Genomic DNA, 12,911 nt, shown 5'->3' with positions numbered 1-12,911 from the left:
TGTCGCAGGGGAGCCTGACCAAGCCCGGCTCCCCGCTTTGTCAAATCTGGAGGGATAGAATGTGTAAAACAATCCATAGGGTGACTGCGGACGACGCGCAGTTTAAGGACGCAATGGCTATGATGGCCGCAGCCGTAAAAGTGGTCACAACCAGCGGTCCCGCCGGTCGGGCCGGTTTGACCGTAACCGCCGCCTGTTCGGTATGCCAGGATCCGCCACGATTGCTGGTCTGCGTGAACGGGACCGCCTCGGCACATCCGTTCTTGCTCCAGAATGGCAGGCTAACGCTGAACATCCTTGCCACCGATCAGCAGGAGATCGCAATGGCTTTTGCTGGCAAGGTCACTCAGGAAAAGCGCTTCGACATTGGAGAATGGACAGAGGATGAATGTGGGCAACCATCGCTTCGCGGTGCCTGTGCGCATTTCACCTGTTCTGTGCATGAAACGATGCAGTCAGGCACGCACACGATCTTCATCTGCAATGTCCATGTCGCATCCGGTGACAAGGACAAGCTGCCGCTGATCTATTTCGACCGCAACATGATGCCCCTTGCAAAAGTGGCGTGATACCAAAGCATTGAAGACCCTACCACATTTTCAGTCATGAGGATATTGAAAATAGCTCAATTCTATCAGCGGCGTGAGACCTTTTCAAAGGAATACCAGGAGTCAATTTCAATGACTCCTGGTATTATGTAACAAGTCCTGCTGCTGGGTTGGCCCGATTTAACGAATGATGCGGGAGAAAGACACTCGTTCTTCAGGCAAATCGAGCCACCCATCCCGTCTCAACAACGCCCTTTCGGGTCAAACCAAAAATGCTAGTGCACTGACGCATTCACTTCGTTCATGCTTTCGTGCACTCATTTTTTGTTTATGCATCGATTTTTCCAAACTCGGCTGAAGCCTCCGTTTGGATCGATGCACTAGGGTTATGAGGTCGCCGCTGTTGACCGGTCGGGAGCTGTGTCTGCCGAGGGCTGATGGAGCACCCATGGTTTCGGGTATCTCGGCAGCATGGCGGCGAGAATGACCGCGACCAGGGCTATCCCAGTCAGCATCAGCAGTGGACCGACGTAGCTGCCCGAACTTGTCTTGACCACACTGACGAGGAATGGGGCCAGTGCCAGGGCCGGGGAGGTGATTGCGAGGCTGAGACCTTGCAAGGCGGCGAAGGACTTCAGTCCGAAATACCTGGCGATCAATGTCGGACCGAGAGTGGATTCTGCGCCGGTTGCGAAGCCGAGAAGCGCCATGGAAAGGTAGAGAAGCGCAGGATTGCCGCTATTGACGAGGGCAAGTGCCAGACCGATCGGCACTGTCGCCAGGAGAACCGCGACCACCCATGGATGGTTTGCCCGGTCCAGCACGGCTCCGGCGGCGAGCAGCCCGATAACCGACGTGCTGAAGCACAAGGACAGCGCGAGAGACACGGTCGCCGGATCGATGCCGGTCTGGCCATAGAAATCCACTGCGTTCTGGCGCATGGCAATCGGCCCTGCGGCGGCGAATGCGATGAACAGCGTGATCGAGATCCAGGCGCGCGTCGGAATTGCCTCCTTGAACGGGACGCCGGGCAGATTGACATCCACGGTCTTCGGCACTTCCGCAGTCGTACTCACCTTCGGTTCGGAGATAAGCCAAAAGGCGGCGGGGATGCCGATGACGGCGATCGCGATTGCGATCACGTAATAGGCGCCGTTCCAGCCAAGCCCGGCATATATGCCGGGGTCGATGGCCGCCACTACCGCGGCGGATTTGGATGGGGCTTCAGTGCTCATGCCCGGCATCATTGGTAGTGACACCGGCGCATTGCCGTTTACGAGCCATTGGAACAGGGGAGAAAAGATGGCGCTGAACAGGCTGGATGCGACCCCGATAAGACCGAAACCGACGCCCCGATGCTTGGGGAACCACTCGGAAATCACCTTGAACGCTATACCCAAACTGGACCCGAATCCAAAAATCGACGCGAGAACGAGAAGTATTCCCATCAGCCAGAGCTTGCCCGCAGCAAGTGGTATGATCGCCGTGACAAGCGCGTAGAGGACGATCCCGGGAAGAGCGACACGTCGTGCACCCAACCGATCGACCCATTGTCCGGCGAAAGGCAGGACGAGCGGACCGATAATCAGCGGCAAAGCAACAAACATCAGCATGGCTTCCGGCAGCGGCGTCCCGGTTTTCATCGCGAATGCGGGCACCACGAAGGGAGTGAGTGCCGAGAGGCCAGCCGGCCCCATGGCCACAAGAAGAAGACTGCCGACAAGTGCGGCCTTTGCTCGGCTGGGGGCCTTTACGAAGTCGGCGATATACTGTTTCCAGCTGATTTTCGGCGGAGCGCCATCGCGCGCCGGCATTGTTCCACTTGAATAGGGCGTAGTGGGAATCCCCTTCGCCATAGATAGATCCGTTTGAGACATCGGAACTCCTTGAACTCAGTGAAGGCGGACGCCGACGGTGATAACCGCGCTATCCGAAATTGATGATGGCGACCGGTAGGGAGGCTTAACCTCGCGCGGGTGTCATGCCTGGTGGGGGCGCCATGCCTGGTGGTGGGGCCATGCCTGCTGGAGGTGTCATGCCCGCAGGAGGCATATGCGATGGACCCTTACCGGTAGGAGGTGAGCCCGGAGGAGGTGAACTCAGGGCGGCAATCATCGGGAAAGGTTCGAGACCGAACATGTCGCGTCCGTTGATTTCTGCCATTGGATCGATCCGGAACGCACCATGCGTCGCCAGCACATGGATATCGCGCAAGGCGCGTTGCAACGGATTGCTGAGGACGACAGCGGACGATCCAAGTGCGAGTAGGAGCCCGTCCACCACGCGCAGGCATTCATGGATCTGGTGGACGAGGTCCATGGTGATCTCGGGTTCGTTCCAGGGGAAGAAGTCTTCGCCTGCAATCGCACGCCGGTCGATTTCGTCGGCGTGGCGCCAGAGCACGGCGTTCGCTCCGTTGATGACGGCGCGCGCCTTACCGGCAACCATTTGGATCGAGGCCATTTCCGACATCGTCTTATAGGGAAGGTTGAAGGGTGGTCGCTTCTTTGCCTGTTCGAGGAAAGAGTCGAGGGCACCTTGCGCGATACCGACCGCCAGGGCCGCGAAGGTGCATGTCATGGCGACCATGCCGCCAATCGGGCTGTGCTTGAAGGCTACCCCGGAATATTTTCCCTTCAATGAGTCCATGACCCGCGGCAGATCATTGGTGTGAACGACGCGGTAGTCGGGAACAAAAATCTCCTGCTCGGCCCGGACGCTGTTTGAATTTGTCGCTTGCAGGCCCATGACATGCCAGTCATCGACGATTTCATATTGGTCGCGTGACAGGATACCCATGGCGCGCAGCCGTGCGCCGCTTGCCGCGTCGTCATATTCGAAACCGACTGCTCCCCAGGCGGCATGTTTGCAACCGCTGCCGAAGGACCATTTCCCCTTCACCATGTAGCCACCGTCGACCTTGCGGCCATCGCCAACCTTCGGCGCAAAGACGGTGGCACCAAACATGATTGGCCCAACCCAGTCTTGGATGCTGGCGAAGACTTCGTCGCGGGCCTTTGGATCGAAACCCAGAGCGTTTCGGGCTGCGCTCGAGACGATAACCAGCCAACCGGCGGAAGCATCGCCCTGGCCGAGCGCTTTGACGATTTCCGCAGAATCGCGTGCGCCCAGTGCATAGCCTCCAAGCTCGACCGGGATGGTGATCTTGAAGGCACCGGAGCGATCGACAGCCGCTAGTGTCGCTGGCGCAAGCGCGCCGAGCTGTTCGCTCTCAGCCGCATGTTTGCGCAACAGCGGTAGCATATCGAGGATGTCGTCGCGTATCCGACGCCCAACGTCGCTGAGATACGGCGAGTCCGGGAACTTCGGCTGGTGAGGAGGGCCGCCTGCCTGCGGTGGAAACTCCGGAGGAAGACCCCCTAAAGGTGGTTTGTTTTGCAAGGTCATCGGTTGCTCCACTTTACGAGTGTCTGTCAAGTTCATATTGAACCGAACAAGCTCTCGGTTCTCTTGTTTTCGTTTGTCTTTTCGGAAAAATCGGGCTTCACTTTTCCTAAGGCAAACTCTCATCGGCGATGTCTGCAACCCCAGGCACAAGGCGTCCTTAGATTCGGGCTGCGATCGGTTTCGACATTCTCAGTTCCCCATCGGGTTTTGACCGGGGACGACCTTGCGGAAGGTGCTCCAATGTTCCGCGATCTTGCCGTTGTGGACCCGGAAGACAGTCAGGATGTTCCACTCGTAAACCGCACCCGGCACGACCGGATCCGGCGCGAGTTCGCGCATCATGAGGCAACCGACCTCTCCGTCGAGAATGACGCTCACCACGGGCGGCGGAGTCGAGCCGGCTATCGGCACCAATCGGAACTGCTCGATGAGTTTTTCACGGCCATGGCCGAATGCATTCGGGTCGTGCTGGATGTAGTCCTCGGCGATGTATTTCGTCATCACCTCAACGACCCGCTCTTTCACGACATTGTCGCGGACGATCCGGGAAAGATCGGCTTCAAACTCGATCAGCAAGCGCTTGATCGCTGTGCGCTCTGGCGATGGATCCGCCGCGACTGCGGCTTTAAACTCTTCGTTGTCAAGCCAGTTCGTGTAGATAGCAGGATCGCTGATCTCAGCGATGCCGTTGACAATTGTGAATCCGCTCACTGTCTTGGGTCCTTTATTTCTGGTATTGTAAGGCGCTAAAGCGCAATGACGACATCTAAGTCGGCGCACAAATCCGCTCACCGTGACACGGCGTCGGAATAGTGGGTAATGATTTGTCCTAGGCTTTTCGCGGACGTTGCGGTTCAATCCGGTCGACTGGCATTTCAGCTGAAGGGCATCGCCGGACATCGCACGGCTTACCAAGCATAGGGCGCATATTGCGCGACTGTGTGGACATTTGAACTCCTCCTTTGATTGATCGCACCCAAAGGCGCTTTTTAGATCAATCCCTCCGAAACTGATCTAAACGGTACAGTACAGAAATGTCAAGCGCTTTTTGCCGGCGTTGGCCCTCGTGAAAACAGCGCGGTGCCGAGCGTTTACTGGTGAGGCTATGGGTGCTCCGACATAGACATTGTCCACCCTTTGGTGTCCGGCAGTTTGCTGTCAAAACGCAGAAGGGCCGACCCATTCCAGATCTTATAGCTGTTCGAATTGGCTGAACCGGCCACGAATAAGACGTCGATAATCATCAATGATCACGGCGCCTTTTTCTTCACTCTCATGCAAAGCCAAACGAATTGCAGCGCTGGCGAGCTGGAACAGCAAATAGACGGCGCGCGCATATTCCTGCCTGCAACTTTCCGCCAGAAAGGCCTCTGTGCTCCGACTGAACTGATCGGCTTGCTTATGGGTTTCCTCGATATCGAGATCATGAAGCGCTTTGTCGGCATGAATGGCATCCAGCAGGTCCTGCACGGCTGGATCGCCCCGAAGGCGGTTATAGTAAAAATCAACGATCATTTCGGCAGCATCGCCAATACCAGACGCATCCTTGATATCCTGAAGAGCCGTATCGATGACTTCGCGCGTTCCCTTTGAATATCGCTCGAAAAGCGTAGCGATGACTGCGGTTCTGTTTGGAAAGTAATGATAGACCGTCGCCAGAGACATGTCGCTTGCAGTGGCAATGCCGCGCATGGTGACAGCGGCGCTGCCTTTTTCACCAATGAGCTCCATTGCTGCCGAAAGGATATCGTCAATACGGTCTCTGCTGCGTTCCTGGCGGGGCTGCCTCCGCAATGCCTTTTGGTCGCTCGTCATGGCGTGCTCCGCTTTCGAGTTGACAAATTTGTGACATACGCCAAAGTAAAAATTGACATAGTGTCAGCTTTTCTCAATTACCATAATAAATGGCATGCCGATGCATAGCGAGAAAGCGAAAATGATTGGAGTTGCATGACTATGGCCTCAAGGCTTGCCTATCGGCGTGGCCAAAGAGGACTCTTATAAACAGGGGAGGTTACGATGATTCCAGGCGACAATCTGTCTTGGAGTAATTGGTCGGGCAGCGTGGAGACCAAACTGAAAGCAATTCTTCGTCCCAGGACCAAGGAAGAGCTACAGGACGTGATCCGATCGGCGCCGGGACCGCTAAGGCTCGTTGGCTCGGGCCATTCATTTACGCCGCTTGTCTCGACACCTGGAACAATTGTCGATCTGTCGGCTCTATCCGGTTTGATCGATCATGACAGTGACGCTCTGACAGCAACGATTGGAGCAGGGACGAAGCTTGGCAGTCTCACAGAATTGCTCGCCGGGATCGGTCAAGCACTGCCTAACATGGGCGATATCGACAAGCAGTCTGTCGCCGGCGCCCTTGGTACGGCAACGCATGGCTCGGGCCTGGGTCTGGGGGCTTATCACACCCTGCTGAAAGGCATGCAGTTCATTGATGGTCGCGGCACGCACCGGGAATTTACAGCCGGACGCGATGACGAGATGATCCATGCGACCGGCGTGACGCTTGGTAGTTTCGGAGCCTTGACTGCCGTTACCTTTCAGAATGTCCCGGCTTATAATCTGCGCCGCAAGCGGACAATGCTGTCGATCGGTAATACGCTTGAAAACTTCGAAACCCTGATGTCAGCCCATCGATCGGCGGAGGTTTTCTTTGTTCCCTTTGCCAATCATGCGCTTTTTCAGACACTGGATATCACTGACGAGCCTGGTGATTTTCAAGTGACCTCGGAGGACGAAGACGGTCTTGCGACGCTGAAGAAACTCAGAACCTTTCTGCGGTGGTTTCCCGGCTTGCGACGCAAATTGATCGGCAATGCCATGGCGAAACTTTCCGATGAGGAAGCCGTGGGTGAGTGGATGAAGGTCTATGTCACCGACCGCCAGACCAAGTTCAACGAAATGGAATATCATCTGCCGTTTGAGGAGGGAGCGGGGGCTCTGGCGGAGATCATCGAACTGATTGAGAAGCGCTTTCCGGAAATCTACTTTCCCATTGAAGTCCGCAGCGTCAAAGGGGACGAATTCTGGCTCAGTCCCTTCTACAAGCGTGACACGTGTTCCATAGCCATTCATCACGGCATCGGTGAAAATCCGGCAGCGTTCTTCCTTGCTGCGGAGGCTGTGTTCCGCAAGCGGGGTGGGCGACCACATTGGGGTAAATTGCATAACCTGCGGGCTGCCGATCTGGTCGGCATCTATCCGCGATTTAAAGATGCAATGGAGATCAGATCAGAAATAGATCCAGAAAATCGCTTTATCTCGCCTTACATGGCGACGCTGCTTGGGGTTCGATAATGGCTGAAGCCGACTATTTCCGGATGCTCTCCGAAGCGCTTTCTCAAGCCGAATTGTTTCGTCCGGTACTTGTGGTTGACAGAGACAGGCTCGATGCAAATATTGCCACGATTGCGGGCGGTCTCGCGCCGGATCTTGGCTTACGGGTCGTTGATAAATCTCTGTCATCGATCCCATTGCTTGAGCGCATTCTGACACAAGCCGGAACGATGCGACTGATGAGTTTCCATCTGCCGATGACCTGTGCTGTATTGGAGGCTTTCCCGAAGGCAGAAATTCTTTACGGGAAACCGCTCCCGACAAGAGCGCTTGCGGCATGGATGCGGCTCGCTTCTCCGTATCTGGTCGAGGATCTTCTGCGACGCACGGTGTTTCTGATCGATAGCCCGGACCGGCTTGACCAATATGCGGCACTGGCGCGCGAAGCTGGACAAACAATCAGAATCGCTTTTGAGACGGATACCGGCATGCATCGCGGTGGGTTCGAAACGCCTGATGCGCTGGCTGCCATCTGCGCACGTGCCATTCAGCAAAAGGAATTGAGAATAGAGGGTCTTGTTGGCTATGAGGCGCATATCCCGGAGGTTGCTCACCTCATTGGAGGCGCTGCGGAAAGGGAGAAAGTCATATCCCGCATCAGGGCATTTGTTTCGGTATTTCCGCATGGCACGTGCGCCATCGCCAATACGGGTGGCAGTAAAACTGCGCTTTCCTATCATGATGCCGGTGCCGCGAATGAAGTTTCCGTGGGCTCGGCTTTCCTGAAGCCGACGGATTTCGATATGCCGTCTCTTGAGGCTGTGCAGCCTGCCGTCTTTATTGCCACGCCTGTGTTGAAAGTGGAGGAGGTTCGCCTGCCGGGGCCTCCGTTGCTGACAAGTCTAATGCAGGCTATCGGCCTTTTCCCGCGCAAGGGGTGTTTTCTTTATGGCGGCAAGTGGATGGCCAAACCGGTTTTTCCCAAAGGCATGCGGGAAAACAAGATCTGGGGGCTTTCATCCAATCAGCAAATGATGGCTCTGCCTTACGAAAGCACCTTGAAACCTGATGATTTTGCTTTCTTTCGCCCGACGCAGAGCGAGGCGGTGCTGCAACATTTCGATGGAATTCACGTTCTTTCCAAAGGCCGGATTATCGAAACCTGGCCCACTCTTCCGCCGGGTTGACGGAAGAGGTTTGTGATCCTTTCAGACTTGGGTTCTATTCCGAGCGACCATTGACATGCTCAGAATTCGATCAGATACCCCAATCCAACGGCGACCGCCCAATCATGCTTGGCGGTTGCGTCATAAGTCGCTCCGGCGCTGACGCTCTGTGAACCGGCAGTGAGGTAAGAGACGGAGGTTCCGAGATCGAATTTACCGAATTTGGTTTTGTACTCTGCGCCCAGTCCGAGGGACCAAGTGTCGGTGGTTATATCTGCTCCGGTTCCGACGCCTTCATCCCAGGTCACGTTGACCGTTCCAGAGAGTTTTTCTGTAAATTCATGACCAACACCAATCTGCACCGTGTAGCCGTCCTTGTAGTTGAAGGCCTTGTTGCTTGTGCCAAGCCCGGTGACGTCATATCTGAAGTTTTGAAGAACGCTCCAGTCTGTCCAGGTCAAGGAACCGTAAACCAGCCAACCCGGCGCTACGCCGGTCTGGGCAGAGAGCTTGATCGACTGCGGCAGGGTTCCGGTTCCGTTAGCAGATGCCGTGTCTGTCACCCCGGCGGCGGCGGCCAGCGCTGAGGGCGTGAATGTCCCTTCCGCATCATGCGAGACTTGCGACCGGTACATGAGCTGGAAGCGCATGGCATATTCGGGAATGTCGTAAGCGGCGCCCACTCGGTAGCCTAACGCACCGTCATCCTTCAGCCGAATGTTACCGTAAAGGGTGTTTTCCTTGTATTCGAAGCTTTCCACAAAGACGCCGCCGATCATGTAAAAGCGGCCCGGCCCGGCGTCCACCCGCACATCGCAGGTTGCACCGTATTCATCCGTCGAAAACTGCATTTTTGAGGTGGGATTAACGAGTGCCAATCCCTGGCTCGAAGCCGTTGTAAATTCAGCGTTCTGCGCCTGGCTTCCATATGTGGCAGAAGCGCCAAATGGTTGCGTATATGTCAAAGCGCAGGCAATACCGGAACCAAGCGTTGCCTTGACGGCGACGCTTGGTATCCAAAACTCATCCGAATAGGCTTTATCAGAGGCACGGGCGCCGTTCAGGGTTGAAAATGAGCGGCTTGGTGAAACATATATTGCTCCGGTGCGTAAACTATAGTTTCCATCGGTGAAGAGAATATCAGTATCGGCCTCACCTCTGCTGAAGCCGCCCGCGACTGCAACGCAAGGCGCAAACGATAGTGCACCTACCCACATTGCCAGCGCAAATTGAGGTGCTTGCCAAGAATATTGCTTGCTCATTTCGTTCCCTTTTTTATGTAGCATCGACGACATCGATTTCCCGAAATTATTATTTCCCAGTTTTCGGTTTGATGCTTGCCTGCATTCTCAGTATCGATCACCCTTGGTACTGTTTAGGGTGCTATTCATTCGGTGCCTGTCTCGATTCATGTCTTTAAACAGGTCGCTTCCTCCAGAGGAGGGATGGCCGAACTGCAACATATCAAGGACCGGTAATTCGTTGCTTTCTCCCTCGTCAAAGCGAACTGAAATTGCTCAGCATATGGCGGTTCCCCAATTTAACGACGATAAATTGGACCTCGTTTCCATCAAGGGAAAACCTGGTCATATTGGTGTCATATGGGGCCAAGTCTTACCTAACGGGCAGGACGATGCTGCTTGTCTGGTATTGGGTTCAGACGCTTGCTCCAACCAATGACGCGGCAAGGTCATCATCAGTCTTCAAGGAAACCGATAGCTTACGCAGAAGTGTGCCGCAGTGGACCCTATACTCACCGGCATGACACGAAAATGATGGAAAATGACTCTTCATATTAGTCACGCACCATGAACCTGGCCAGAAATTGTGCCAGCCGTCCGTAAGGAGGCATGGCGAGGCGTGCGGGATTGAAAAGACGGACTTTCGCAATGCCGCGGGCGTGCGAAAAACGCTTGAAGCCCTCATGGCCATGATAGGCCCCCATGCCGCTTGGCCCGATACCGCCAAAGGGCAGGTCGTTTTGAGCGATATGCAGAAGGGTACCGTTGATAGTGACATTGCCGGAAATCGTGTTCGACAGTGCTTTTTTCTCGGTTGCCCGGTTTCCCGTGAAGATGTAGAGCGCCAGAGGGCGCGGGCGCTCGCGGACAAATTTCAACGCTGTGTCAAAACCCTCATAGGGAATAAGGGGCAGGATTGGCCCGAAGATTTCTTCCTCCATCAGCAAGCAATCCGCAGGCGGGTCGATTACCAGCGTGGGTGCGATCACGCGCCCTTGAGAGGGCATGGCGATATCAGCAGTAATGAGTTTGGCTCCACGGGTGCGGCATTCCTCAATGCCTTTGAGCAACCGTTCATGCGCTCGAGCGCCGACAAGGCTTGAATACTGTTCCTGCCCCGCGTGTTGTGGCCCCGCATGTTGTGGATAAAAAGCCTCTGCCTGAGAGATCAGCGCGGATGCAAGGTCTCCAAGTTTTGATTTCTCGACCAGAACATAGTCCGGTGCAATGCAAGTCTGGCCCGCGTTCATCAGCTTTCCAAAGGCGATGTCACGGGCCGCATCGGCAATTGGATAATCCGGGGCGATGAGTGCGGGCGACTTGCCACCGAGTTCCAGGGTGAGTGGTGTAAGATTAACAGCCGCTGACGCCATAACCTTGCGACCGACTGCCGTTGAGCCGGTGAAAATAAGATGGTCGAACGGCAGGGCAGAAAAGGCTGCGGCAATCTCCACCCCTCCTTGGATAACGGTAACCTCCTCAGGGCTGAAATAAGCCTCGACAAGCGTGGAAAGCAGAGCCGAGGTTTCCGGCAGCAATTCCGATGGCTTGATCATCGCCCGGTTTCCGGCAGCCAGAATGTCGATGAGCGGCCCAAGCGCCAGGAGAAGCGGATAGTTCCACGGCACCATAATACCAATCACCCCGAGCGGTTGGTATTGAACCCAATTTGCAAGCTGGAGAAACTCAATCGAGCGCCCTCGGCGTTCGGGCTTCATCCATTGGCGCAGATGGGATCGGGTATGGCGCAGCGCGCCCATCAGCGGAGCGATTTCCAACTGCACCGTTTCATGATGGGATCTATGACCAAAATCGCGTGAAACCACATCGCACAGCGCTTGCCGGTTCTCCTTCAACAACCGGCCGATCCGGTTCAGACGGTCGCGGCGCAGGGGCAGTGACGGAGAAATGTCATGCTGGAAGGATTGACGCTGGCGTTCCAGAATAAGCGGGAGAGTTTCAATGGTCATATCGAACAAGGTTCACTCCGCTATTTATTTATTGGCGACAGTTGCTGGAAAGCTGCGGTGCAGATGCCCAAAGATCAATGCGGCAAAGATCGCCGCGATGGCCAGGGGTAGGAGGCAGGACCAAGCAAAAAGGCTTGAATCGTAGCCTTCAAAGATTGGCCCGGCAATTGCGGTTCCCAGCGTAGCCCCCACGATGGCGACAACCAGCGTTCGTGACATCACCGACCCATCGGGGTCGTTTTCGGTCAGTATACCCGTGATGAACGGGGTCACGATATAGAAACCGATATTCACCAGAACCTGTGTGATGACGAAAACCAGGGGTGTTAGAACGGTGAACAGGAAATAGATCGACATCGCCATGATCAGAAATCCCAGCAGCACGGCTGGCAGTCTCTTGGCCTTGTCATGCGTGAAGGAGGGAATGACCGCACCCAGGAAGCCCACCAGCGATGATAAGGCGAGATAGAAGCCAACTTCACCATTGCTGAGCCCCACTTTTTCCCCCACATAGCCGCAGACTGCCCATTGCGCCGCCTGCACTCCATAAACGAGAAATACAACCATCATTGCAAGCAGCATTTTCCCATTGTTGAGTTTGGCATGATGGGTTGCCACAGGAAGCCGTGACGAACGCCTGGCGACGAAAAGAAGGAACGGCGCCATAATGGCAGTGAACGCGCCCAGCATCAGAAAAACCGGCGCTCCCGCTTCGTCCGGTGGCATGAGTGACACCACGAAAAGCAGCAGTCCCATGGCGGTTCCGCCAATCAGACTAAGCGCGCCCCAGTATCGTTCGGCATTGGCAAGCGAGGCGAGGCTCATCGAAACCAGGCTGAACAAGGCACCTTCTCCCAGGCCGGTCGCAAATCGTGCCGCGCCAAGGCTGTAAGGGTTTTGCAGCCAGAAACTGAGTGCTTCGCCAGCCATGACCGCGACAATGCCGCCAATCGCCACCGCTTTCCACGATCTGAGGGCCAGTTTGGGTAGGAATATTCCGTAAAACGCAATGCCAGCGAGTTCGGCGCTGGCGACGATTGTCGCCATTGCTTCGTTATAGCCCGTCAGTTTGCTCATCGACAGAACGACGACGGGCATGACCATTGTCCCATTCAGCGCGACCGCATAGGCAGCACTCAGGCCGAGTATCCACAAAAGCATCGTCATTCTCCCAGAGAGTTTGGCCCTCACGGAGGGTGCTCCCCAGAGAGGTCGGGCCAGTGAGGTCGGGTTGCTTTACGCATACCCATTGTTCCGCCTGTTATTATTGTCCGGCCCTTGAAGAGCGCG

At 55.5% G+C, this 12,911-nt stretch carries 10 protein-coding genes; 3 read left to right on the top strand and 7 right to left on the bottom strand.

The window, feature by feature from the left end; all coding sequences use genetic code 11:
* Positions 1 to 59 precede the first annotated feature (59 nt).
* Positions 60 to 569 (top strand): flavin reductase family protein, encoded by a 510-nt coding sequence (locus H1Y61_RS19815; RefSeq protein ID WP_235680955.1) that lies wholly within the window; start codon positions 60 to 62, stop codon positions 567 to 569.
* Positions 570 to 934: 365 nt separating this feature from the next.
* Here H1Y61_RS19815 and H1Y61_RS19810 read toward each other — a convergent pair whose 3' ends face one another.
* The 4 genes from H1Y61_RS19810 to H1Y61_RS19795 all read right to left on the bottom strand — a co-directional run bounded on the left by H1Y61_RS19810 (position 935) and on the right by H1Y61_RS19795 (position 5,771).
* The gene (locus tag H1Y61_RS19810; protein ID WP_235680954.1) at positions 935 to 2,404 is read right to left on the bottom strand and encodes an MFS transporter; all 1,470 of its coding nucleotides are present in this window, start codon (positions 2,402 to 2,404) and stop codon (positions 935 to 937) included.
* Between the two features lie 106 nt (positions 2,405 to 2,510).
* Positions 2,511 to 3,956, bottom strand: a complete 1,446-nt coding sequence (locus H1Y61_RS19805; protein ID WP_235680953.1) for an acyl-CoA dehydrogenase family protein — start codon at positions 3,954 to 3,956, stop codon at positions 2,511 to 2,513.
* 189 nt (positions 3,957 to 4,145) lie between these two features.
* Entirely contained in the window at positions 4,146 to 4,667 is a 522-nt protein-coding gene (locus H1Y61_RS19800; protein ID WP_071584492.1) for a hypothetical protein, read from the bottom strand.
* Positions 4,668 to 5,147: 480 nt separating this feature from the next.
* The gene (locus H1Y61_RS19795; protein ID WP_180575176.1) at positions 5,148 to 5,771 is read right to left on the bottom strand and encodes a TetR/AcrR family transcriptional regulator; all 624 of its coding nucleotides are present in this window, start codon (positions 5,769 to 5,771) and stop codon (positions 5,148 to 5,150) included.
* A gap of 204 nt (positions 5,772 to 5,975) precedes the next feature.
* Here H1Y61_RS19795 and H1Y61_RS19790 point away from each other — a divergent pair, with 204 nt between their 5' ends.
* On the top strand, positions 5,976 to 7,265 hold the full coding sequence (locus H1Y61_RS19790; protein ID WP_180575175.1) for a D-arabinono-1,4-lactone oxidase: 1,290 nt from the start codon (positions 5,976 to 5,978) through the stop codon (positions 7,263 to 7,265).
* Positions 7,265 to 8,431 carry an alanine racemase gene (locus H1Y61_RS19785; protein ID WP_180575174.1) on the top strand — a complete coding sequence of 389 codons (1,167 nt, stop codon included), beginning with the start codon at positions 7,265 to 7,267 and terminating at the stop codon, positions 8,429 to 8,431. Before H1Y61_RS19790 ends, H1Y61_RS19785 begins: the two co-directional genes overlap by 1 nt.
* A gap of 59 nt (positions 8,432 to 8,490) precedes the next feature.
* Here H1Y61_RS19785 and H1Y61_RS19780 read toward each other — a convergent pair whose 3' ends face one another.
* The 3 genes from H1Y61_RS19780 to H1Y61_RS19770 all read right to left on the bottom strand — a co-directional run bounded on the left by H1Y61_RS19780 (position 8,491) and on the right by H1Y61_RS19770 (position 12,782).
* The gene (locus tag H1Y61_RS19780; RefSeq protein ID WP_235680952.1) at positions 8,491 to 9,705 is read right to left on the bottom strand and encodes an OmpP1/FadL family transporter; all 1,215 of its coding nucleotides are present in this window, start codon (positions 9,703 to 9,705) and stop codon (positions 8,491 to 8,493) included.
* A gap of 500 nt (positions 9,706 to 10,205) precedes the next feature.
* Positions 10,206 to 11,621, bottom strand: coding sequence for a coniferyl aldehyde dehydrogenase (locus tag H1Y61_RS19775; RefSeq protein ID WP_235680961.1), 1,416 nt, complete (start codon positions 11,619 to 11,621; stop codon positions 10,206 to 10,208).
* 24 nt (positions 11,622 to 11,645) lie between these two features.
* Positions 11,646 to 12,782, bottom strand: coding sequence for an MFS transporter (locus H1Y61_RS19770; RefSeq protein ID WP_235680951.1), 1,137 nt, complete (start codon positions 12,780 to 12,782; stop codon positions 11,646 to 11,648).
* Between the last annotated feature and the right edge of the window lie 129 nt (positions 12,783 to 12,911).

The organism is Agrobacterium vitis (assembly GCF_013426735.1).
GTDB lineage: Bacteria > Pseudomonadota > Alphaproteobacteria > Rhizobiales > Rhizobiaceae > Allorhizobium > Allorhizobium vitis_D.
This window is presented reverse-complemented; position numbering and strand designations above follow the sequence as displayed.

Excerpts from the sequence above, each read along its gene's own strand:
- H1Y61_RS19795 (WP_180575176.1), bottom strand. The coding sequence starts at position 5,771 with ATGACGAGCGACCAAAAGGCATTGCGGAGGCAGCCCCGCCAGGAACGC.
- H1Y61_RS19815 (WP_235680955.1), top strand. The coding sequence starts at position 60 with ATGTGTAAAACAATCCATAGGGTGACTGCGGACGACGCGCAGTTTAAG.
- H1Y61_RS19790 (WP_180575175.1), top strand. The coding sequence starts at position 5,976 with ATGATTCCAGGCGACAATCTGTCTTGGAGTAATTGGTCGGGCAGCGTG.
- H1Y61_RS19775 (WP_235680961.1), bottom strand. The coding sequence starts at position 11,621 with ATGACCATTGAAACTCTCCCGCTTATTCTGGAACGCCAGCGTCAATCC.
- H1Y61_RS19785 (WP_180575174.1), top strand. The coding sequence starts at position 7,265 with ATGGCTGAAGCCGACTATTTCCGGATGCTCTCCGAAGCGCTTTCTCAA.
- H1Y61_RS19780 (WP_235680952.1), bottom strand. The coding sequence starts at position 9,705 with ATGTCGTCGATGCTACATAAAAAAGGGAACGAAATGAGCAAGCAATAT.
- H1Y61_RS19770 (WP_235680951.1), bottom strand. The coding sequence starts at position 12,782 with ATGCTTTTGTGGATACTCGGCCTGAGTGCTGCCTATGCGGTCGCGCTG.
- H1Y61_RS19805 (WP_235680953.1), bottom strand. The coding sequence starts at position 3,956 with ATGACCTTGCAAAACAAACCACCTTTAGGGGGTCTTCCTCCGGAGTTT.
- H1Y61_RS19810 (WP_235680954.1), bottom strand. The coding sequence starts at position 2,404 with ATGGCGAAGGGGATTCCCACTACGCCCTATTCAAGTGGAACAATGCCG.